General features: G+C 65.5%; 15 protein-coding genes. 5 read left to right on the top strand and 10 right to left on the bottom strand.

Annotation, left to right across the window (positions count from 1 at the left end; genetic code table 11):
• Nucleotides 1-479: 479 nt before the first annotated feature.
• A complete protein-coding gene (locus tag J8F10_RS36905; protein WP_315854263.1) occupies nucleotides 480-2,594 on the bottom strand; it encodes a protein kinase domain-containing protein in 2,115 nt (704 codons plus the stop codon).
• Nucleotides 2,595-3,201: 607 nt separating this feature from the next.
• Between J8F10_RS36905 and J8F10_RS36900 the strand changes: the two genes are divergently transcribed.
• Nucleotides 3,202-3,504, top strand: a complete 303-nt coding sequence (locus J8F10_RS36900; RefSeq protein ID WP_210663263.1) for a YciI-like protein — start codon at nucleotides 3,202-3,204, stop codon at nucleotides 3,502-3,504.
• 392 nt (nucleotides 3,505-3,896) lie between these two features.
• Here J8F10_RS36900 and glgP read toward each other — a convergent pair whose 3' ends face one another.
• The 7 genes from glgP to J8F10_RS36865 all read right to left on the bottom strand — a co-directional run bounded on the left by glgP (nucleotide 3,897) and on the right by J8F10_RS36865 (nucleotide 13,543).
• The gene (gene glgP, locus J8F10_RS36895) at nucleotides 3,897-6,455 is read right to left on the bottom strand and encodes an alpha-glucan family phosphorylase (RefSeq protein WP_210663261.1); all 2,559 of its coding nucleotides are present in this window, start codon (nucleotides 6,453-6,455) and stop codon (nucleotides 3,897-3,899) included.
• Nucleotides 6,456-6,557: 102 nt separating this feature from the next.
• Nucleotides 6,558-7,172, bottom strand: a complete 615-nt coding sequence (gene ruvX / locus J8F10_RS36890; protein WP_210663259.1) for a Holliday junction resolvase RuvX — start codon at nucleotides 7,170-7,172, stop codon at nucleotides 6,558-6,560.
• Complete coding sequence (locus tag J8F10_RS36885; RefSeq protein ID WP_210663257.1) at nucleotides 7,169-8,257, bottom strand: mannose-1-phosphate guanylyltransferase; 1,089 nt, start codon at nucleotides 8,255-8,257, stop codon at nucleotides 7,169-7,171. The genes ruvX and J8F10_RS36885 overlap by 4 nt, the downstream gene beginning before the upstream one ends.
• Before the next feature lie 51 nt (nucleotides 8,258-8,308).
• Nucleotides 8,309-9,697 (bottom strand): UTP--glucose-1-phosphate uridylyltransferase, encoded by a 1,389-nt coding sequence (locus tag J8F10_RS36880; RefSeq protein WP_210663254.1) that lies wholly within the window; start codon nucleotides 9,695-9,697, stop codon nucleotides 8,309-8,311.
• A 114-nt stretch (nucleotides 9,698-9,811) separates the two neighbouring features.
• Complete coding sequence (locus J8F10_RS36875; protein ID WP_210663751.1) at nucleotides 9,812-10,612, bottom strand: MBL fold metallo-hydrolase; 801 nt, start codon at nucleotides 10,610-10,612, stop codon at nucleotides 9,812-9,814.
• Between the two features lie 222 nt (nucleotides 10,613-10,834).
• Nucleotides 10,835-12,520, bottom strand: a complete 1,686-nt coding sequence (locus J8F10_RS36870; protein ID WP_210663252.1) for an MFS transporter — start codon at nucleotides 12,518-12,520, stop codon at nucleotides 10,835-10,837.
• 120 nt (nucleotides 12,521-12,640) lie between these two features.
• Nucleotides 12,641-13,543, bottom strand: a complete 903-nt coding sequence (locus tag J8F10_RS36865) for a Gfo/Idh/MocA family protein (RefSeq protein ID WP_210663250.1) — start codon at nucleotides 13,541-13,543, stop codon at nucleotides 12,641-12,643.
• 496 nt (nucleotides 13,544-14,039) lie between these two features.
• Between J8F10_RS36865 and J8F10_RS36860 the strand changes: the two genes are divergently transcribed.
• From J8F10_RS36860 to J8F10_RS36845, 4 genes are all read left to right on the top strand, one after another.
• Nucleotides 14,040-14,603, top strand: coding sequence for a GNAT family N-acetyltransferase (locus J8F10_RS36860; RefSeq protein WP_210663247.1), 564 nt, complete (start codon nucleotides 14,040-14,042; stop codon nucleotides 14,601-14,603).
• An 85-nt stretch (nucleotides 14,604-14,688) separates the two neighbouring features.
• Nucleotides 14,689-15,924 (top strand): M16 family metallopeptidase, encoded by a 1,236-nt coding sequence (locus tag J8F10_RS36855; RefSeq protein WP_210663245.1) that lies wholly within the window; start codon nucleotides 14,689-14,691, stop codon nucleotides 15,922-15,924.
• A gap of 7 nt (nucleotides 15,925-15,931) precedes the next feature.
• Nucleotides 15,932-16,069: a hypothetical protein gene (locus J8F10_RS36850; RefSeq protein WP_210663244.1), complete on the top strand. Its 138-nt coding sequence runs from the start codon at nucleotides 15,932-15,934 to the stop codon at nucleotides 16,067-16,069.
• A 193-nt stretch (nucleotides 16,070-16,262) separates the two neighbouring features.
• A complete protein-coding gene (locus J8F10_RS36845; protein WP_210663242.1) occupies nucleotides 16,263-17,516 on the top strand; it encodes a M16 family metallopeptidase in 1,254 nt (417 codons plus the stop codon).
• A 165-nt stretch (nucleotides 17,517-17,681) separates the two neighbouring features.
• Here J8F10_RS36845 and J8F10_RS36840 read toward each other — a convergent pair whose 3' ends face one another.
• Together J8F10_RS36840 and J8F10_RS36835 are read right to left on the bottom strand one after the other, a co-directional pair.
• Nucleotides 17,682-19,100, bottom strand: coding sequence for a DUF1501 domain-containing protein (locus tag J8F10_RS36840; RefSeq protein ID WP_210663240.1), 1,419 nt, complete (start codon nucleotides 19,098-19,100; stop codon nucleotides 17,682-17,684).
• 296 nt (nucleotides 19,101-19,396) lie between these two features.
• A complete protein-coding gene (locus tag J8F10_RS36835; protein ID WP_210663238.1) occupies nucleotides 19,397-22,102 on the bottom strand; it encodes a PSD1 and planctomycete cytochrome C domain-containing protein in 2,706 nt (901 codons plus the stop codon).
• Nucleotides 22,103-22,105 lie beyond the last annotated feature (3 nt).

Raw genomic sequence — 22,105 nt, 5'->3', positions numbered from 1 at the left:
GTGAGGGGCGATCTCACGTCGGCATCTCGGTGGGAAGGTCAATTGACCCCAGCTCGGTATCCGAGCAGTGTTCCGGCGAAAGTTGTGTGTTCAGATTGAATCAAAAAACGCACAGGCTGTCGCGTCTGGTCGAGTGGGTAATGAAAAGAAGCAAGAGGCGAGAGCCGGAATAGCGCCCGACTTGCTCGGTAGCACCCCAGGGGACCGTAGGCGTGCAGCCCTCAAATGCCCGGCGGCGACTCGGAATTAGAGGGGAGGTTGGTAGCACCTGTCATCGGAGGTACTCCTCACCGTCGGTTGGAATTGAAGGAAGTGGGCACCGGCGGAGCCGACAACCGACCGGTTTGCCACTTAGCATCCTACCGTGGTCTTTCTCCCACGCAACGAAAATCTGGCGCGGAAACGTCTTTTTCCGCGAGGGGAATCCTAAGAGCTTTTCGTGCGAGAGGTTACCGCCCCGATTATTTCGGCGATTTTGCTCAGTGGGAACTCTTCAGCAGGGCGTCGGCCACCTCGGAGGCGTGCTTGAACCGCTGGGCCGGGTTCTTGTCCAGGAGCTTCGTGACGACGTCTTCGAGCCACTGCGGAATGTCCGGGCGGAGCTTGTAGATCGGTTTCGGCTCCGCCGAGCAGACCGCGTAGAGGACCGCGGCCAGCGTTTTCTCGGGAAAGGGGGGGGAACCCGTACACAGCGAGTACAGCACGCCGCCCAAGCTGAACAGGTCCGAGGAGAAGGTCGCGGGTTGCCCCTGGATCTGTTCCGGGGCCATGAAGTAGGGCGTGCCGATCAGCCCCCCGGTTTGTGACAAGTTCCCGTTGCCGTCGGCCCCGTTCCGCGCGAGGCCGAAGTCCGCGATTTTGGCGGCCTCGGACTCGTACTCCAGAATGATGTTCGCGGGCTTGATGTCGCGGTGAATGATCCCCCGCTTGTGGGCCGCTGCGAGGCCGAGGGCGATCTGGCGCGCGAGCTGGACGATGGCGGTTACGGGCAGCGGGTTCTTCTTCTCGATGTACCGATCGAGCGCGACGCCCTGCACGTACTCCATCGCGAGGTACGAGAGCCCCGCGGTCTCGCGCACCGCGTAGATCGTGACCACGTTCTCGTGGCGGATCGCCGCCCCCGCGCGCGCCTCGCGCGCGAAGCGCTCCCGGACCCGCGGGTCCGAGGACGTTTCCGGGGCCAGCATCTTGATCGCGACGAACCGGGCCAGGCTCGGTTCGTACCCCTTGAACACGATGCCCATCGCGCCGCGCCCGAGGATCTCGCGCAGCTCGTAGTCCCCCAGTCGGCACCCCGATACCGGGAACTGCTCGAGGAACGCGGGCCGGAACTCGGGGAGCGCGGACGCGATTTTGGAATTGGGGGACGTGTGCCCGGTGCCCGCGTCGAGCGTGGCCTCCGCGGACGTCCATCCGTCGTACTGTGTTTGCGATTGTGGCGCGGGTTGGGGCGCTGCGCCCGAGGGCGCGGGCGCTTTGCGCGCCTGGGACGGGGGCACTTGTCCCGACGGCGCGGGCGCTTTGCGCATCTGGGACGGGGGAACGTGGGCGCCGGGCGCGGGCACCTGGCGCAACCCGGATTGGGGGACGGTACCGCTGAGCCGGGTGCGGTTGGTCTCCACCGCGAGGTTCACCAGCTCCTGCCCGCCCGCGGTGAGCGCCTCCGCGAAGTTCGGGCAGTCCCGCACGTCGCGGTCCAGCAACTCGCCGAAGTCCACGATCTTGGGGACGATGCTCCGCATGAACCGGATCAGTTCGGGCTTCGGGAGCCCGTACTGGGTGCGGGCGATTTCGAGGACGTACTCGAGGACCGTCGGGTGCCGCACGACCGTGTCGAGGCTCGCGAGCAGGCCGGAGAAGTAGAGCAGCTCGGCGCGCTTGCTGATTGCCTTCGCTGCGCCGGCGAGGCGCTCCGGGTTGTGGTGGAAGCGGATCGGCTCGATGAGTTCCGCGGGGAGCTTCCAGATCGAGAGCAGTTCGGCGCTGACGTCCGCGTGGTTGATGCCGAACGTTTCTTCCTCGGCCTCGCACGCCTGGGCGAGGAGGTTGTCGCCCCAGCGCTCCGTCATGTCGCGCCAAGCGTCCGGGTAGGTCTGTTGGAGCAGCACCGCGCCGATGTCCCGGAGCAGGCCCGCGACCATGTCGTCGGCGGGCGAGTTGCGGGGCGTGCGCGCGGAGAGGTCGCGGGCGATGATCGCGCCCGCCACGGAGGTGATCTGGTACGCGCGGGTCTCCGGGTCCGCGGGACCGGTTTTGATCGCGGGCAGGGAGAGCCCGAGTGCCAGGGACCGGACCGGGCCGAGGCCCAGCACGGTAATGGCCCGCTCCAGCGAAGCGATCGGCTTACTGAGCCCGTAGAGGCAGGAGTTGACCGCCTTCAGGAGCTTCGCGCAAAGGGCCGGGTCTTGCGAAAGGAGCTTGACGATCTCGTTGGGGTTGCAGTCCGGGCGGCTCGCGGCGCTGACCACCTGGAGCGCGACGGCCGGCGGCGTCGGGAGCCGGCGCGGGTCGAGCACGGTCGCGAGGACCGCGTCGCGCCGGCGCGATTGTGAGCTGCTCGTGGCAGAATTCCGAGCGGGCAAAGTGACTGACACCGAGGGCCATCCTTCGCACCCGTTTGGCGGTGCAAGAACACGGGGGATGCTCAACGGTGGGGTACGATGGAGGGGCTGTCAACCGGTCGGACCGGCGGCACGGAAGCCGTGCGCGGGACCGGCACGGGAATTCCGTTGGCGGTGCCAGCTTTCCGCCCCGGTCAATAAGGTCGCGAGTCGTTGCAGAACAGAATTGACACGGTAATAACAGAATAATGAAGTGACAATTGTGAGTGAGGTGGGGCGCGAAATCGGGCCGCGCGAACGTGATTCGCGCGGCCCGAAATCGTTATTGGTCAACGCTTAGCGGCCGCAGCTACAGCCGCTCGACGAGGCGGATCGGCACCCCGACGCGGCGGTGAAGGTGACGGCGGCCAGAATGATGGCGATGAGGAACTTTTGCATGGGACGGTCCTTCCGTGGAGGGCGAGAGTAGTACCGGTCGTCGTGACCGGCTCGGTCCCAACTGCGACCGCGGGCCGCGTTCGGGAACAGTGTGGAATATCGGCCCGCGGTACGCGACGATGGAGGCCGAACCGCGCCGCTTTTTGCGTTCGGACGGTGCGCGGTGCGGTGGGTGCGGTGGTTCCGTTTGTGCGGGGGTGCGATGCACTATTTACTCTTTTACGACGTGGTACCGGACTACGCGGAGCGGCGCATTCCGCTGCGTGCCCTGCACTTGGCACATGCGTGGGCCGCGGTGGAGCGCGGGGAACTGGTGCTGGGCGGCGCGCTCGCCGACCCGCCCGACGGGGCCGTGCTGCTCTTCAAATGCGATTCGCCCGCGCCCGTGGAGGCGTTCGCGACCAGCGACCCCTACGTGACGAACGGCTTAGTCACGCGCTGGCGCGTGCGCGTGTGGACGACGGTTGTGGGCGAAACCGCACACAACCCGATTCGGAAGTTGTGAGGTGTCGTTTCGGTGGGGTGGGTCAAGCTGATTCCGAGTTCGGCCGGGCGTGGGATGATGGTTTTTGTAGGGTGGGTCAAGGCTTTGCGCAGGCCCACCACACCCGCTTGCGACTCAAACAAAAATATTTGGGCTTTCCAAGCAAACGGACGGTGGCAGCCGGTGCGAGCCCTTGCTACACCGGCGTGCCCTTTACCCAATGGCGGCCGGCGGTTAGTGGCGTGCGATGGAACTTGTGGATTTGTGCAATCTCTGCGGCTGGAAGATGGTGGGCCTGCGCAGAGCCTTGACCCACCCTACAAATGGCCCAGATAGAGGAACGTGGGCCACAGCGGGTGTGATGGGCCTGCGCCGAGCTTGGACCCACCACACAAAAACGACACGAACCCGCATTAGCCCCAGGTCACCAGGCCCGGTTCAAAGAGGTGCGGCAAGTTCGCGTTCTTCGGCAGCACGCGGACCCCGAACCCGAACTGGCCGCTCGCGCGGCACGGAACCTCGCCCGCGAACAGCACGCTCGACCCGCTCGTGGCGCCGTTCGACTCCAGCGGGAGCGACTTCGGCTCGGCGATGTCTCCCAGCGCGTCGAGCACGCCGTAGCACAACTGGACCTCGACCTCGTCGGGGCGCAACCCGCCGAGGCTGACTCGCACCTTCACGGGGAACGTGGCGCCCACGCGGAGCGCCTCGCCCGTCGGCGCGTCGATGTTCTCCACGCGCACCTGGCCCCATTCGCTCCCCACGCGCCGGCGCCACGCGGCGAGTTCCTTCGCGCCCTGGAGGTGGTTCGCGCTCAACTTCGCCGCGCGCCGGTGACTCGGCACGTAGCACCGCTCGGTGTACTGCTCCACCATCCGGTTCGTGTTGAACACCGGCACCAAACTCATGATCGAGCGCTTCATGCGCCGGATCCACTCGCGCGGGAGCCCGCCCGCGTCGCGCTTGTAGAACGTCGGTGCGATGTCCTGCTCGATGAGGTCGAGCAGCGCGCGGCTCTCGACCTCGTCCTGGTACGCGAGGTCCGTGTACTCCTCGCCGGCGCCGATCGCCCACCCGTTGTCGCCGTCGTACCCCTCGACCCACCAGCCGTCGAGGATGCTCAGGTTCAACCCGCCGTTGCCGCAAATCTTCATGCCGCTCGTGCCCGAGGCCTCGAGCGGGCGGCGCGGGTTGTTCAGCCACACGTCCACGCCCTGCACGAGGTACCGCGCGACGCTCATGTCGTAGTCTTCGATGAACACGACGCGCTTGCGGAACTCCGGCTTGCGCGACTGCTGCACGACGCGCTGGATGAGCTCCTTCCCGCCGCGGTCCTGCGGGTGCGCCTTACCCGCGAAGATGAACTGCACCGGGCGGTCCTTGCTGTTCACCAGGGCCGCGATGCGCTCCGCGTTGCGGAATATGAGGTCGCCGCGCTTGTACGTGGCGAAACGGCGGGCGAACCCGATCGTGAGCGCGTCCGGGTCCAGAACCTCGTCGGCGCCCTCCACTTCCGACGGCGGCGATCCGCGGCGCTTGAGCTGGGCCCGCAGGCGCGCCCGGGCCAGCGCGACGAGCCGCTCGCGCCCGCGCTCGTGCGTGCGCCACAACTCGCCGTCGGGGATCTGCTCGACCCGCTTCCAGATGGCGAAGTCGGTCGGGCGCTCTTCCCACTGGATGCCGAGGTACCGGTCGTAGAGCTGCGCGAACTCGGGCGCGAGCCAGCTCTGGGTGTGGACGCCGTTGGTGATGCTCGTGATCGGCACCTCGCCGGCCGGCAGCTCCGGCCACAGTTCCTTCCACATCCGGCGCGACACGCTGCCGTGCAGCTTGCTCACGCCGTTGGACACGTTGGCCACTTTGAGCGCCAGGACCGTCATCCCGAACGGCTCCTGCTCGTTCCCGGGGTGCTGGCGGCCGAGGGCCACGAGCGCGTTCCGGTCGAGCCCCAGTTTGGCCGCGTAGTCGCCGAGGTACTGCTCGGCCATGTGGACCGGGAACGAGTCGTTGCCCGCGGGCACCGGCGTGTGGGTGGTGAAGCACGTTCCGGCTTTGACGGCTTCGTAGGCGGTCGCGAAGTCCAGCCCCTCTTCTTCGATCAGGAGCCGGATGCGCTCCAGTCCGGTGAACGCGGCGTGCCCCTCGTTCATGTGGCACACGGTGGGCATCTTGTTCATCGCCCGCAGCGCGCGGATGCCGCCGATCCCGAGGATGATCTCCTGCTGGATGCGCGTGTGCTGGTCGCCGCCGTAGAGCTGCGACGTGATCGCCCGGTCCTCGGGCTTGTTCTGCGGAATGTTCGCGTCGAGCAGGTAGAGCGGTACGCGACCGACCTGGATGTGCCAGACGCGCAGCGCGACCTCGCGGCCCGGCAACGGCACCGTGACGACGAGCGGGGCGCCCTGGGCGTCGAGTTCCGGGGTCAGGGGCAGCGTGAAGAAGTCGTTTTCCGGGTACCGCTCCTGCTGCCAGCCGTCCACGTTGAGGTACTGGCGGAAGTACCCCTCGCGGTACATGAGCGTGATGCCCATGAGCGGGAGCCCGAGGTCGCTGGCGCTCTTGAGGTGGTCGCCGGCCAGCACGCCCAGACCGCCGGAGTAAACGGGCACGCTCTCGTGGATGCCGAACTCGGCCGAGAAGTACGCGATTTGGGCGCTGTCCCCGCTGTGGTGCTCCTGGTACCACGTCGGGGCCTTCAGGTAGTGGTCGAGCGCCGCGGCCACGCGGTCCATGTGCGCCAGGAACCCGTCGTCGTGCTCGAGTTCCTCGAAGCGGCTCTGGTCGGTCGACCCGAGCAGGCGGATGGGGCTGTGGTCGAGCGCTTCAAACAGGTCCGGGTTCACGCGGCGGAACAGAGCGACCGCGTCCGCGTTCCAGCACCACCAGAGGTTGTACGCGAGCGTTTGGAGCGGGCGGAGCCGGTCGGGTAGGCGGGGCAGAACCGTGAACGAGCGGATAGATCGGCCGGCCATGCAGACGTCCTCGTGCCGTAGTAAGTGTGGCGCGAAGGGTGGCGCAAGTTAAGAGAGGGGGAACCACCCGCGGGAAGTAATTTAGATAAATTGCAGCGAGTTTCAATTCGGTGCGGGGAACGGGGTTGGGTCGGTATCGTCCGCTCCCGTGTCGCTGCCACCCGGGGGGCAGCCGGCATCAATGTACCCCTGCAGGATCATCTGCGCCGCGACCCGATCGACCTTCGCTTTCCGCTTCTTCTGAGTCAATTTCGCTTCGCGCAGGACGTCCTCCGCGGCCGACGACGTGAACCGCTCGTCCCACATCACGAAGGGCAGTTTCGCGAGGTCCGCGAGCCACTTGGCGAATCCCCGTGCCTCGCGCGACATCGGGCTCTCCTCGCCGCTGGCGTGGAGCGGCAACCCGACCACGATGCCCACGAACTTCGAGCGCGCGACGAGGTCCGCGAAGAACGCTTGCTTCCCCGCGTCGTTCGCCTGCGTGCCCACCGGTGACGCGATCACGCGGTCCGGGTCGCAGACGGCGATGCCAATGCGCTTGGTGCCGTAGTCGATGCCGAGGAGGGGGCCGCGTGTGGGGATTGGCGAACGGCCGGCGTGAGCCGGCTGGTGAAGGGCCGGTGCGCTGGTGTTCGCTGTCGTTGTATCGGTGAGCGTCGCTTGGGGCGGGTAGCTCTCACCAGCCGGCTCACGCCGGCCGTTCGCCTCTTCACTCACGTGTATTCCCCGCGCCCGGTCTTCTTCAGTGCGTCCACGATTTCCTTCACCTTGTCCTCGTGCTTGCGGTCGGCGACGAGGATCGCGTTGCCGTTCTGGATAATCAGCAAGTTACTCACGCCGTAAGTGGCGATGAGCTGGCCCGGGTCGCCGACGATCACGCACTTGCTCGTCTCGATGCCGCAGTGGAGCGCCTGCACCGTGTTGTGCTCGGCGTCCTGCGGGTTCCGGCGCTCGAGCGCGAGCCAGCTCCCCACGTCGTCCCAGGTGTACGGCGCGCCCAGCACGAGCACGTTGCCGTCCGCCGCAGCGCCCTGCATCACGGCGTAATCGATGCTCTTCTTCTCGGCCTCGTGGTACGACGTGTGGAGCGCTTCGGGCCAGGATGACGTGCCCCACGAGGCCGCGATTCGGGTCGCGACCTCGTGAATCGCGGGCTTCCGCGTGCGCAGTTCGTTCAGGATGGTGGCCGGCTTCCACACGAAGATGCCGCTGTTCCAGTCGTAGGCACCGCTGGCGACGAACTCCTCGGCTTGCGGGAACTGCGGCTTCTCCTTGAACTCGGCGACGCGGAACGCCGAAACGCCCTGCCGCGAGCCGGCCGGTTCGCCGCGCCGGATGTAGCCGTAGCCCGTGGAGGGGAACGTGGGGCGGATGCCGAACGTGACGAGCTTGTCCGGCATGTCCGCGATGAACTGCTCGGCCGCGTGGAGCGCGCGCTGGAACTCGCGCTCCGGCTCGATGACGTGGTCCGCGGGCATCACGGCGATGGTCGCGTTCGGGTCGGCCTTGTGAATGATGGCCGCGCCGAGCCCCACGCACGGGGCCGTGTCGCGGCCCTCCGGTTCGCCGATGATGTGGTCGTGGGCCAACTCGGGTAACTGGACCGCGGTTTCTGCGGCGTACTGCTCGCCCGTGACGACCCACGTCCGTTCCGGCGGGATCTGCGCCGCGACGCGATCGACCGTACTTTGCAGGAGCGTGCGGTCCCCGCTGAACGTGAGGAACTGTTTGGGCCGTTTCGTGCGGCTCCGGGGCCAGAACCGCGTTCCGCCGCCGCCGGCCATAATCATTGCGTGGAGCATTTTGGGAGGTCCGTTCCGTGGGGCGCGAATGAGTACCGCGCCCCGATCTCATTACTTAAATACTGTCGGTTCGACAATCTTGACGGGTTTATCGCCCCGGAGCTTTTCGGCGAGGTGCTCCGCATCGAGCCCGAATAGAGGAGACACTTCGACCGCGTGGCCGCTCGTGTCGATCCCGGCGCGACGCAGCCATTCGGTGTGCAGCGCGATTTGCGCGGCCCGGGACGTTTCGGGCGAGTCCGCGCCGCTCGCGTTCTTGATCGGCGCGAACTCTTCGCTGCGCAGTGTTTCGACCGCGAGCCACCGCTCCGCGTGCGGCAGCGCATCGAAAATGAAGCGCTCGAACTTCACCGCATTCGGTTCTTTTGCGGACGGCGCGGGGACGCTCTGTCCGGCACGCGGGTCGAAGTGGGCGACCGCTTTGAGTGCGGCGCGGTACGGCAGCGACCCGGCCGCCGTGCGCGTCACGCGCTCCAGAAACGCCACGCTGAACAGGTGAATCGCGGGGCTCCCGGCGCGGAACCGGAGTTCGCCGGTCGGCTCCCGTTCTTCCGTGAGGTGCTTGGGCAGGAGCGTGTATTCGATGATCGAGCCGCGCCCGTTGGCGGACACCAGCACGCCGACCTTCTCGTCCGGCGCGGTTTTCGCCACGACCTTCGACGACGCTTCGGACTCCGCTGCAATGTGGCGCCCGATGAAGCCGGGATCGAACACCTTCACCAGCGGGTTATCCACCTGGAAGTACGAGACGTGCTTCACGCCTTGCTCGGTGAGGGCGCGGAGCGAGCCGCTATCGGCTAGTGCGGTGAGCGTACCGCCGTGCCCGTTCGGGCTGAGGAACAGCTTGCCGGGGGCTTCAAATAGTAGTTTTCCCGTGTGCGGGCACACTGCGGGCATCGTGCCCTGCTGGAAGAACGTGACTTGCCCGGGTGCGAGTCCGAAGTTGCCGTTCTCGGCGAAAAACGCGCGCGTGGGGGCATCGGTCGCGGGGCTGGTCATGATGAGGAGCGGCGCTGCGCGCCCGTACCGGCGACTCGTGGCTAGCACCTTCTCCGCGTGGATCTGAAAGAGCGACGTGCCCGAAATCGCGCCGGCCGGGAACATGCCCTTCGGTTGGAGCGCCCCGAGTCGGCTCCCCTGTCCGCCGGCCACGAGCAGCGCCGCGATTTCACCGCGCCCGAGGGCGTCCGCGCCGCGCGCTTTTTCTTCCGCAGTGAACCCCGCGGGCGTGATCGGCACCGGCTCGAACTGCTCTGGCGGGGCTTCGGGCGGAGCGAGTGCCCGTTCGCGCAGTGTTGCAAGTTCCGCCAGGTCAAGTGCTTCGAGCTGTCGAACCAGGGCCGCCCGCGCACTTGTGTCGAGTGAGCCCCAACCGAGCAGTGCGTGTTCTTGTCCGTGGGCTCGCAGGCGGTCGGTAAGTTCGGCGGGGGGAACAGTCATATCGCGTTTTTCCGGTGCTTAAACGGGCGTACTCGTCCGGTTTCGGTTCCGTGTAGCGATTTGCGCCGCACGGGAGTGGATCGTTCAAACCGCCACAACGAGACCGAAACAAGACTAGAACGTGAACTTCAGCCCGTCGTAAGCCGGTTCGACGCCCTTCGGGAGGGTGCGCATCAGTTCGTCGTATTCCATTGTGTGGGCCATGTGCGTGAAGTACGCCCGGCGCGGCTTGATGCGCTCGATGGCTTCGAGCGCCTGGTCCACGTTGAAGTGTGACGGGTGCGGCTTGCCCGGTTTGAGGGCGTCGATCACGAGCACGTCCAGGTTCTCCAGGAGCGGCCAGCTCCGGTCCGGGATGCTACTCACATCGGTGCAGTACGCGATGTCCCCCACGCGGAACCCGAACACGTTGAACCGCCCGTGCAAGAGCGGGATCGGGGTGAACCGCTCGCCGAGTACCTCGAACGGGCGCTCGTCGATTCGCTCGAGCGTGAGGCGCGGAACCATCCCCACGGGCAGGTCTTCGCTGCCCGGCGCGAAGGCGTAGGCAAATACCTGCCGGATAATGACTTCTGTCTCGTCTGTGCAGTAGATCGGCAGCGGCGTGTTCAGTTTGACCGGGAAGATGCGCAGGTCGTCGAGGCCGAACAGGTGGTCGACGTGGTAGTGGGTGTACACGACCGCGTTGACGAGTTTGATGTTCTCGCGGAGTAGTTGCAGCCGCAGTTCGGGCGCGGTGTCGATCAGGACGTTACCCGCGGCGGTGCTGATGAGCACCGAGCAGCGGTAGCGGTGATTTTTGGGGTTTGTGGAGGTGCAGACGTGACAGTCACAGCCGAGCATCGGCACCCCCATTGAGGTTCCGGTGCCGAGGAACGTGAACGTGCGCGTGCCGGTCTGCGTGTCGGTTAGCATCACGCCGCTATTTCACCGGCGGAGGGGCGAAGTGACAAGGGGAACCCGGTTCAGACGCTGCGTCTTCGACTTTCGGATCGCTCGCGACACACCGTCATACCGATTCCACAAGATAGTGCCACCCGCTCGTTGACACTCGCGGTTCGCCAAAAGACTTAGGCGAACCGCGAGTGTCAACGAGCGGGTGGGCTTTTCAATTACCAATCTCAGCCATCATAAACGCTACCGGCCCCAATCTCCCGCATCAGCGCCCCCGGCCGGGCGACCGCTGGGTCGGGCGGCTTCCAGGTGGACCTGCTTGTACCCACCGGTCGCCATGAAGTAGAAGATCAGCAACAGGAACCCGACCGCGAGTACAGCGGGCACGACGGCCGTGTAGAGCAGCGCCTGTTTCGCACCATACAGCCGTGCCTCACCGAGCTTGTCTTTGTCGGCCGCGTAGTTCGGCCGGCCGTCTTTCTCCCACCAGTCCTTGAGCTTGTTCAGATTCTCCTTCAGTTCGGCACCGACCGGTTTGCCTTCGGATTCGAGGCGCGCGACCGTTTCCAGGTCCGATTCGAGTGTGGTCTTCTTCCCCTCTTTGCGCTTGCCGTCGGTGTCAATCACGCCGCCCCAATCGTCGAACACCTTCAGCTTCGAGTTGTCCAGGCCCGCGACCGGCGGAAGCTTGTCCGGCGCGATGTTCGAGAACACCGGGAACCCGGACGCATTCGGTGCCTTGTAGCGGTCGTAGGTCGCGGGTGCGATTTCCTTCGCCTTCTCCACCGCGAAGTAGTCCTGCTTGTACCCGATCCCCGGGCCGCCGAGCATACCGGCCGAGATCATCCCGATGCCGCCGCTGATGCCCAGGGCCAGCGCGCCGCCCTTCGGGAACCGTTCGGAAATCGTGCCTAAAAGCGTCGGCCAGTAGAACGTCTTACCCAACCCGTAGATCGTGACCGCGAACATCCACGGCCAGATGTCGTTGGTGAACGGTTGGCCGAGCATGAACAGGCCGGCCGTGCCCATGAGTGCGCTCACGAAGAGCAGCCCGATCGGGTTGATCTTCTCCACGATCGGCCCGGCGAAGAACCGCAGGGTGAACATGAGCGCGTTCGTCCAGATGAAGGCGACCAGCGCCTTCGTCTCGTCCGCGAGGACGCGCTCGGTGATGTTCCCGATCCAGCTATCGGTTCCGAGTTCCACGTACCCGACCAGCGCGTGCAAAAAGAACAGGAACAGCAGGATCGGCGACACCAGCGTGACCACCATTGTCCCCATCGACACGCCGGACGACTTCGCTTCCGAGTGCGGGAACGGCCGGTTGAACATCATCAACCCGTACAGGAGCACCGGCACCAGGAACACGCCGAGTTTGACCTCCCACCGGACGTCCGGCGCGGCCTGCTTGAAGCCCAGCACGATGAGCGCGCCGAGGATCAACCCGAGCGGCCAGCCGGCGTGCAGAATGTTCAGCCAGTGCGTCTTGTTCTTGGGGAACAGGGTCGCGGTGAGCGGGTTGATAACGGCCTCACAGGTGCCGTTCCCGAGCGCGAACAGCCACATCCCGATGTAGAGGCACCAGTACGCGCCTTCCTTCCCGTACATGCCGTAAATCGGCGTCGCGGCGAAGGTTACGATCGCGCTCGAGGCGTGTAGCGTGAACGCGACCATCATCAGCTTCCCGTAACCGAACTGGTCGGCGCAGAAGCTGAAGAAGATGATCGCGATACCGAACCCGACCAGGCCGCCGCCGGTGATCGAGCCGAGTTCGCTCTGGGTGAACCCGAACTGGTTCCCCCAATCTTTGAGGATGAACCCGCGAACGGAGAACCCGATGCCGGCCGCGATCAGGGTGAAGAAACTGGCCCAGAAGAGAACCTTCTCGTTCCGGCCGGGGGAATTACCGGGAGAGGACGCGCTACTCACTAGCGTCTCCGTGTTGGGAGGGTCGTTGCGTGCGAGTTAAAAACGAAGCCGTGCCGGGCGAGTGTATCAACCGTCCGATACGGGTTCCAGCGAAATAGGGCCGGTTCGTGCGGGCGCGGGTCACACTTTGACGGTTTCACCGGCCCCGTGGTTGGCGCCGCTCTTGTTCGCCGCCTCAATGAACGCGACGATCTCGATCGTTTCCGCGATGTCCAGCGGGGACTTACCCGTTTTGAACAGCTCCACGACCTTCTTGAGCAGTTCGCGGTAGATGAACTTCGTGGGGACGGTTACCGCCTGGACGCCCTTCTCGGCGAACGCGGTGAAGCCGAAACCCGTGGCCGGAGCGCGCGTCCCGCGGACGCTCGCCACGCGCCCGTCGGCCCACTGGCCGGTGACGACGTCCGCGCCCTTTTCGCTCGTGCAGGTGACGCGCTTGCACCCCGGCCCCATGAGCGTGTAGAGCATTTCGACCGCGTGGATGCCGTAGTGAAACAGCCCCGCGTTCCGGTCCGGGATGGGGGAGTGCGCCGCCGGGCCGTACACCACGCAGCCGGCGATTTTGCCGTGCTTCGCGTCGGCCGCGTACTCGACCACTTCCGGCGCGTACCGCAGTGACGAGGACGAAAAGAGCGGGAGCTTCTTCTTCGCGGCCAGCTCCGCGATCTTCTTCGCGTCGTCGAGCGAGCAGGCGTAGGGCTTGTCGATGAAGCACGGGATACCGGCTTCGAGGAACGGCTTGGCGCGCTCGTAGTGAACGGTCCCGTCCACCGCTTCGATCAGCATCCCGTCCACTTTGCCGATCATGTCGGCGGGCTTATCAACGAGCGCGACGCCGAAGTCCTTCATCTGTTTGGCGTAGCCCTCGATGCGCTCGGGCGAGAGTTTCGACTCGCCGGCGCAGCCGACCACGATCTTCGCGCCCTCAACGAACTGCTCCTTGTCCTTGCCGGTCTGGTTCAGGCGCGTGGTGAACTCGACGCAGTGCGACGTATCGAAGTCGAGGATGCCGAGCTTAATCATGGGGAGGGTGCTCGCTGTGGGGCGCGGGGTGAGATCTTGCGAACGGCGGTGCGCCCGCTGGTGCGTCTAAAAATACCGGCGAGTTTCCGCGGCGCCGTTCGCAAATACCCAAAAATTCAGCGCGGCATCTCTAGATGGCGTAGTGGAACTGTTTGTATTCTTGTGTTCACTAGCGTATAATTCCGAGACGGGGAAGTGGCAGGTCGAGACCGGCGCATCGAGAGGTTGAGTCGCGTGCGCGCGGATGTGGTCGAATGTCAGCCCCGGAGCGCAGAATTGTTAGCCGTTGTTAGCTCTCGGCGCGAGTGCCTCACGAGGAAATAAGGTCGAAATGCTGGAAATGCCAGCAGTTGGCGCGATACTCGGGGTGCGGAACCGTCCCGGGGCCAAAAATGTTAGCAATTGTTAGCCCGGTGTCCGGCTGAGGTCCGAATCGCGCGCCAGTTGTACCGCTCCTCACACGCTGATACGATGCGTTCAGCCGTGGAGCCGAGCGATGGCGAACGTTAAATACTTCAAGCGACACCGGATGGAACTGGCACTGGGGCACCCGCTCCCGCGCGTCGATCTGCCGAGCGGCTTTTCGTGGCTCGGCTGGGACGATTCGCTTCTGGACCGGCACGCGGAGGTCAAGTTCGCGTGCTTTCGGAACGAAACGGACTCGCTCGTGTTCCCGAGCCTCGGTTCGCGCACGGGGTGCCGCGACCTGATGGCCGCGATCCGGTACCGCCCGGACTTCTGCCCGCAAGCGACGTGGTTGCTCTCCGGTCCCGACGGGCTCGCCGGCACCGTGCAGGGGCTCTTCGACGAGAACCGCTTCGGCGGGATTCAGAACCTAGGCGTGGTGCCGGAGTACCGCGGGTTGAGGTTGGGCCGGGCGCTACTCTTGCAGGCACTGAGCGGCTTTTTATCGGTCGGAGTGCGCCGCGCGTTCCTCGAAGTGACCGCGACCAACGGCCCGGCCGTCCACACGTACCGCGCGATCGGGTTCCGGTCGTGCAAAACGCTGTACCGAGCCGTCGAACTGCCGCACCCGGACACCGTAAGCGTTGGGTTGTGACACGCCCGTTCGTAGAATGCCGACGGGCTCCCGCGCCCGACGTATTCCCGCGGCCCGGGCCGGTGCTTTCAACAGGAACGAATCTGTGGGACAACAGGTACACCAGCACACTTTGCCCAACGGACTGGTGCTGCTGGCGGAGCGCATGGACCACGTGCGCTCGGTGGCGGTCAACTTCCTGATCCCCGCGGGGGCCGCGTTCGACCCGGAGGGGCAGTTCGGGATCGCGACCGTGCTGGCCGAGATGCTCACACGCGGGGCCGGCGAGCGCGACAGCCGCCAACTGTCCCTCGCCCTCGATAACTTGGGTATCGACCGAGGCGAAAGTGCCGGCGTCGTGAATCTGCGACTGGGCGGCTCAGCCCTCGCTCGCAACGTCCTCCCGCTCCTCGACATCTACGCCGACATCATCCTCAAACCGCGGTTGCCGGAGGAAGAACTCGAGCCGGTTCAGGCGCTGGCGGTTCAAGACATCGAGAGCCTCGAAGATTCGCCGCAAGGCAAGGTGATGGTCGAGTTGCACCGGCGCTATTACCCGTCGCCGCTCAACAAGGACCGCCGCGGTAAGGCGGAAGACATCGAGGCGCTCACCATCGACGCGGTGCGGGCGCACTACCGGAAGTTCGTGCGGCCGAACAAGGCGATCATCGCGGTGGCGGGCAACGTCGATTGGGAATCACTGAAGGCCCGCGTCGAGAAGCTGTTCGGCCGGTGGGAACCCGGTGACGTGCCGGATGTTGTTCCGCAGGCGCACCAGCCGAAATCCGAACACATCTACAAGGACTCGGCCCAAACGCAGATCGCGTTCGCGTACCCCAGTGTTCCGATCGGGCACGCCGATTACTTCGCGGCCCGCGCTGCAGAGGGCGTGCTTTCCGGTGGGATGAGCGCGCGGCTCTTCACCGAGGTGCGCGAGAAACGCGGGCTGTGTTACTCCGTCGGCGTCCGGCACGAATCGTTCCGCGATCGCGGCGCGATGATCGGCTACGCGGGCACCGGACCGGACCGGGCACAAGAGACCCTCGACGTGACGCTCGCCGAACTGCGCAAACTCAAGGCCGGCGTGACCGACGACGAGATCGACCGCGTGAAGGCCGGGCTGAAGTCGTCGCTGATTATGGCCGAAGAGTCCACGGGTGCCCGGGCGAGCAGCATCGCGGGCGACTGGTACTTCCTCGGTCGGGTACGTTCGTTCGACGAGATCCAGGCCGCCATTGATGCCCTGACGCCGGCCGCGGTGATGGCCCACCTGGAGCGCCACCCGGTCCGCGACGTGGCGCTCGTGACCCTCGGTAAGAACCCGTTAACTATTTCCGCGTGAGACCGTGATGACCGACCGCACCCGATCCGTAGTAGCGGAACCCGACGAAATCGCCGCGCCCTTGGTGTTCCTGTATCTGGGCGGCGTGCTGACGTGTCTGGCCGCGGTGCTCTCCTGGGTGTACTTCTTCCGCGGGTACGCCTGAGACGCAGAAGTACGTGAACCCTGCCCGCAAGGGCAGTGGGTAGCAGTTACCGCAGCCCTCGGCGCGTGTTGCTGAGCGCGCCGATCGGGGGCCGGTTACCGTTGCGAGTACACCCACCGCCCTTGCGGGCGGGGTTCGCCGGCCGTCCGAATTCCGTATTTAGCCCCATTCGAGTTTACCCTACAGGGTCGCTATGCCCTTTCACTCGCACCGCCTCCCGAACGGGTTGCAGATCATCGGCGAGACCAGCCCCGCGGCGCGGTCCGTCGCGGTCGGGTTCTTCGTCCGCACCGGGGCGCGGGACGAGACCCCGGCCGAGGCCGGCGTGTCGCACTTCCTCGAACACATGATGTTCAAGGGCACCGCGCGCCGGACCGCGGAACAAGTGAACCTCGACTTCGACCGGATCGGGGCCAGCAACAACGCCTCGACCAGCGAAGAGAACACGGTCTACTACGCCGCGGTGCTGCCCGAGTACCTGCCGAAAGTGGTGGACGTGCTCGCGGACATGCTGCGCCCGAGCCTCCGGCAGGACGACTTCGACACCGAGAAGAAGGTGATTCTCGAAGAGATCAAGCTGTACGACGACCAGCCGGACTCGGTGATGTCCGACCACGCCCGGCGCATCTACTACACGTCGCACCCGCTCGGCAACTCGGTCCTCGGCACGCTCGAGAGCGTCGGGGCGCTGACGCGCGACCAGATGCACTCGTACTTCTCGCGCCGGTACGCGGCGAACAACATCGTCGCTTCGGCCGCGGGGAACTTCGATTGGGACGCATTTGTAAAACTGGTCACCGATGCGTGTTCGGAGTGGAACACGGACACCGTGGGCCGCGACAACCGCACTGAGTGGACCGGGGCGCCGGGGCTGCACGTTCTGACGCGCGAGAAGGTCCAACAGGAGTACGCGCTGTTCGTCGGTAGCGGTCCGCCCGCCGATTCGATGATGCGGTACGCGGCCGACACGGTGGCGCTGGCCGTGGGCGATTACAGCGGCAGTCGGTTGTACTGGGAACTCGTCGATCCGGGGCACGCGGAGTCGGCCGACTTCGGGTACGCCGAGAACGACGGGAGCGGCGCGGTGTTCGTGTCGCTCACGTGCGAACCGGACAACACCGCCGAGAACCTCGCGCGCATTGAGAAGATCCTGAAGGAAGTGCAGCGCGACGGCATCACCGACGAGGAGTTGCAACAGGCGAAGAACAAGATCCTGTCGCGCGTGGTGCGCCGGAGCGAGCGCCCGATGGGGCGGATGATGGCGATCGCGTCCATGTGGACGTACACGGGCGGGTACCGCGACGTGGACACCGAACTCGCGAACTTCGACGCGATCACGCAGAAGGACATCCGCGCGTACCTGGATGCCTACCCCATCGACCGGAACACGGTGGTCACGTTCGGCCCGCTGAAGGAGCTGAACGGCATCGCGGGCAAGGTGGTGTGACGCTTTCCTGGGGCCGCGGGCGCGCCCGCCGCTTCACGTCTCCAATCACGTCCTGTCTATTCGAGGCTCGAATAGACAGGACATGACTGCTTTGTACTCCGTTTGTCTGGGCCGCGCATAGCACGGGAAGTAGCGGGCGCGACGCCCGCGGTCCCAGGGTTCGGTTCAGGCCAGCACTTCCTTCACCACCTTGCCGTGAACGTCGGTGAGGCGGAAATCGCGCCCGGCGTAGCGGTAAGTGAACTTCTCGTGGTCGAACCCGAGCAGGTGGAGCATGGTCGCGTGCAGGTCGTGGACGTGAATCGGCTTCTCCACGGCCTTGAAACCGAACTCGTCGGTCGCGCCGATCGCCTGCCCGCCCTTCACGCCGCCGCCGGCCAGCCACACCGAGAAGCCCCAGTGGTTGTGGTCGCGGCCGTTGACCTTGCCCTGGTTCGAGCCCGGCGTGGGGAGTTCCACCACCGGCGTGCGCCCGAACTCGCCGCCCCACAGGATGAGCGTCTCCTCGAACAGCCCGAGGCGCTTGAGGTCGGAAATCAGCGCGGCAATCGCCTTATCGACTTGCCCCGCGAGCCGGCGGTGCTCTTTTTCCAGGTCGTCGTGGCTGTCCCAGGGTTGCACCGGTCCGTGGCTCACCTGCACGAACCGCACCCCGCGCTCGATGAGCCGCCGGGCGAGTAACAGGCTCCGGGCCTGCTCCCCGGGGCCGTAAGCTTCGAGGATGTGCTTGGGTTCTTTGGTGATGTCGAACGCTTCGCCTGCTTCGGTCTGCATACGCGCGGCCAACTCGAACGACTGAATGCGGGCTTCGAGTTGCGGGTCGTTGGGGCGCGCGGTCTGGTGCATCCCGTTGAGCCGCGCGAGCAGGTCGAGCTGCTTCCGCTGGTCGGTCTTCGAGGTCACCTTGTTCTTCACGTACTCGACGAGCTTCTCCACGTCGGTGTGTTTGGAATCGACGTAGGTGCCCTGGAACACACCGGGAAGGAACCCGGACTGCCAGTTCTGGTTCTCCTGGAGCGGGTACCCGTTGGGGCACATCGCGACGAAGCCCGGCAGGTTCTGGTTCTCGGTGCCCAGACCGTAGGTGATCCACGAACCCATGCTGGGCCGGATCTGGCGGGGCTCGCCGCAGTTCATCAGGAGGAACGACGGCTCGTGGTTCGGCACGTCCGCGTGCATCGAGCGGATGACGCAGATGTCGTCCGCGTGCTTCGCGGTGTTCGCGAAGATCTCGCTCACTTCGAGCCCGCTCTTACCGTACTTCTGGAACTTGAACGGTGAGGGGAACGCTGCCCCGGTCCGACGCTCGGTGCGCAGGTTCGTGGTGGGTAGGGTCTTACCCGCGTACTTGTCTAGCGCGGGCTTCGGGTCGAAGGTGTCGACCTGCGACGGCCCGCCGTTGGCGAAGATGTGAATGACGCGCTTCGCCTTGCCCGCGAAGTGGGGCTTCTTGGGCGCGAGCGGGTTGAGGCCGTCGGCCGCGAGCAACCCGGCATCGCCCATGAGTTGCGTGAGGCCGAGCAACCCCATGCCGACGCCGCAGCGGGTCAGCAGTTCGCGACGGGACATTGCGGACGGGAGCATTATGCGCACCTCATCGTTCCGATCATTCACAAGACAGAGCGCACAGGGCTCCCGCCCTGTGCTACGGAAGACGGCCCCTCCGGGGCGGAAAGGCATTCAGCGGTTCTTGTCTTCGCCCCGGAGGGGCCGTCTTCCGTAGCACAGGGCGGGAGCCCTGTGCATCCGAAACACCCTGCGCCTATCAATCCACTACGAACGTTCCGTGGCGGTTGATGGTTCCCGGTCTTCGCCCCGGAGGGGCCGTCGTTCGTAGCACAGGGCGGAAGCCCTGTGCATCCGAGACATCCTGCGCCTCATCAATCCACGAACGCGAACTCGTTACTGAGCAACAACACTTGGGCCAGTTGCGGCCAGCGCCCGAACGCGCTCTTGGCGTCGTCGCCGGTTACGAACTCGACCGCGAGCGCAATTTCCTCGGTCGTCGGATTGCGGCTCAGCGCGACACGGTACAGCGCGGTCACTTTCTCTTGCGGCGTCTTCGCATCGGCGATCTCTTTTCGCTCCGCGAGTGCCTTGGCCTGTTCTTGCGCGAACGGGCTGTTGAGCAGGAACAGTGCCTGTTGCGGAACGGTGGTCTGGAACCGCTGCGGGCTGTGCGTGTCCGGGCTGGCGAAGTCGAACGCGCGGAACGTGCCCGGCATGTTCGTGCGGTCGATTAACCCGTACACGGTGCGCCGGGTCGAGAACGGTGCCTTGAACAGGTCGATCGGCTTGCCGCCCTGCGTGAGATCGAGCCGCCCGGAGGCGGCGATCAGCGAGTCTCGCAGGCCCTCGAAGTCGAGCCGGCGCCGGTTCTGGTGCGCGAGCAGGCGGTTCTCGGGATCGAGCTTGTACAGATCGCCCGACACCGTGCTCGACTGCTGGTACGCGGACGAGAGCATGATCCGCTTGTGCAGGTTCTTGACGCTCCAGTTGTCTTTGACGAATCCGCTCGCGAGCCAGTCGAGCAGTTCCGGGTGCGTGGGCGGATCGGACCGCACGCCGAAGTCGGACGGCGTGCGCACGAGGCCCTGGCCGAAGTGCCCGAGCCACACGCGGTTCACCATCACGCGCGCGGTGAGCGGGTTCTCGGGGCTGGTGATGATCTTCGCGAGTTCGAGTCGGCCGCTCCCCTGCGCGAACGGCTTGCGGCTCATCCCGGTGACGATTTCCGGCGCCTGGCGCGGCACCTGGGGGCCACGGTTGTTGGGGTTCCCTCGAAGGAACACCACCGGCTGTGTGGGCTGCGCGTTTTCCTTCAGGACGTGCGCGCGAGGAGGGGCGTGTGGGTTCGCTGCCTTAAACGCATCGATCTTCTTGCGAATCGCGGCGAGCGCGTCGCGGTCGACGCGGTTCTGGAGCTTGTCCGCGTCTGTGATCGGGATGTCGAGCGGCCCGCCCGCGTTCCACACTTTGAAGATCTCGGTTTGTTCCTTCGTGAGTTCGCCGGTTGGGGACGCGGAGGCGATCACCTTTGCGAAGGCTTCCAGCGCGGCCTTCAGCGTCTTCGGTTTCGCATCGGCGATCGCTTTCAGCACAAGGGCGTTCGTATCCTTCGGGAGCGCTTCAAGTCCCTTCGCTTCGAAGTCTTTCTCGGGAACTGCTGCGAGCTGGACCAGCGGCGCGTAAATCGGCGACTTCGCCTTCCACTCGGCTTCCAGGAACGTGCGCCAGCGGTCGTATGTGTGCCGGGTCAGGTCGCGCTGGCGCAACGCTCCCTGCGTTTCCATGTTCGCTTTGCCGCGCATGTCCAACACCGCGCGGAGATATTCGGCGACCACGGCTGGTTCGCGGAGTTTCTTGAGATTCGCCGCGTGCCGCTTGGCGATGTCGGCTTTGAAATCGGCTTCGCGCTTCTCGAGTTCCGCCTCAAATGCGAGCACCTCGGGCGTGCGCTTCACTTCGCCGATGAGTGGAAGTTCGGCCGGTTCGTTGGTGCTCGCGAACACACCGAAGAGCGAGTAGTAGTCCTTTGTCGGGATGGGGTCGTACTTGTGGTCGTGGCACCGCGCACACGTCACGGTGAGCCCCATGAACCCGCGCGTCACCACGTCGATGCGGTCATCAATGATGTCTTCCTGGTTGTTAAGGAAGCGCCGACCGAGCGTCAGGAAGCCCATCGCGGCGAGCGCGCGATTGTCGTCGCCGAGCGGCAGCAGGTCGGCGGCGATCTGCTCCGTCACGAACCGGTCGTAGGGTTTGTCTTCGTTGAAACTGCGAATCACGTAGTCGCGGTACGTGTAGGAGAACGCGAAGGCGCGCTCTTGCGTGAGGATGTAACCCTTCGAGTCGGCGTAGCGGGCGATGTCGAGCCAGTACCGGCCCCAACGCTCGCCGTAGGCAGGCGACGCGAGCAGTTTGTCGATCAGTTTTCCCCAGGCGTTCGGTGATTCGTCCTTCACGAACGCTTCCACTTCCTCGGCGGTCGGCGGAAGCCCGGTCAGGTCGAAGTACGCGCGCCGAATCAGTGTGCGCTTATCGGCGCGCGGCGCGAGCGATAGTCCCTTCTCGTTCAGCTTCGTGGCCACGAACGCATCGATCGGGTTCACGATCGGGGATTTGGGGTTCGCGATGTTCGGGACCGCGGGTTCCTTGACGGGCTGGTACGCCCAGTGCTTTTTCGGGTCGGCAGTCGGGTCTTTGACGACGTCGGCGGGCACCGGAGCGCCGGCCTTTACCCACTCCACGAGCACCGCGACCGCATCCGCCGGGAGCGGCATTTTGGGCGGCATCGCCAGTTCGTTCTCGCGCCGCACGGACTTGATGAGCCGGCTCTTGGTCGGGTCGCCGGGCACGAGCACCGGGCCGTCATCGGCCCCCGCCTTGATGCCGGCCGAGGTGTCCAGGCGCAGCCCGGCGCTCTGCTTCTTCACCCCGTGGCACGAATAGCAGTGCTCGGCCAGCACCGGCCGCACTTTCGTCTCGAAGTATTCGAGCTGCGCGGTGGTCGGTTTCGGAGCGGGATCAGCAGCACGGGCGGGAACGGCACACGAGACGGCACACAGCGCGAGAAGCAACCGCATCGG

Source organism: Gemmata palustris (genome assembly GCF_017939745.1).
GTDB classification, from domain to species: domain Bacteria; phylum Planctomycetota; class Planctomycetia; order Gemmatales; family Gemmataceae; genus Gemmata; species Gemmata palustris.
The sequence above is the reverse complement of the archived record's forward strand: the minus strand, read 5'-3'. Positions and strand labels throughout refer to the sequence as shown.

What these genes read in the sequence shown, in the direction of transcription:
- J8F10_RS36900 (WP_210663263.1), top strand. Translation starts at nt 3,202, where the DNA reads ATGCACTATTTACTCTTTTACGACGTGGTACCGGACTACGCGGAGCGG.
- glgP (WP_210663261.1), bottom strand. Translation starts at nt 6,455, where the DNA reads ATGGCCGGCCGATCTATCCGCTCGTTCACGGTTCTGCCCCGCCTACCC.
- J8F10_RS36885 (WP_210663257.1), bottom strand. Translation starts at nt 8,257, where the DNA reads ATGCTCCACGCAATGATTATGGCCGGCGGCGGCGGAACGCGGTTCTGG.
- J8F10_RS36880 (WP_210663254.1), bottom strand. Translation starts at nt 9,697, where the DNA reads ATGACTGTTCCCCCCGCCGAACTTACCGACCGCCTGCGAGCCCACGGA.
- J8F10_RS36875 (WP_210663751.1), bottom strand. Translation starts at nt 10,612, where the DNA reads ATGCTAACCGACACGCAGACCGGCACGCGCACGTTCACGTTCCTCGGC.
- J8F10_RS36865 (WP_210663250.1), bottom strand. Translation starts at nt 13,543, where the DNA reads ATGATTAAGCTCGGCATCCTCGACTTCGATACGTCGCACTGCGTCGAG.
- J8F10_RS36860 (WP_210663247.1), top strand. Translation starts at nt 14,040, where the DNA reads ATGGCGAACGTTAAATACTTCAAGCGACACCGGATGGAACTGGCACTG.
- J8F10_RS36850 (WP_210663244.1), top strand. Translation starts at nt 15,932, where the DNA reads ATGACCGACCGCACCCGATCCGTAGTAGCGGAACCCGACGAAATCGCC.
- J8F10_RS36845 (WP_210663242.1), top strand. Translation starts at nt 16,263, where the DNA reads ATGCCCTTTCACTCGCACCGCCTCCCGAACGGGTTGCAGATCATCGGC.
- J8F10_RS36840 (WP_210663240.1), bottom strand. Translation starts at nt 19,100, where the DNA reads ATGCTCCCGTCCGCAATGTCCCGTCGCGAACTGCTGACCCGCTGCGGC.
- J8F10_RS36835 (WP_210663238.1), bottom strand. Translation starts at nt 22,102, where the DNA reads ATGCGGTTGCTTCTCGCGCTGTGTGCCGTCTCGTGTGCCGTTCCCGCC.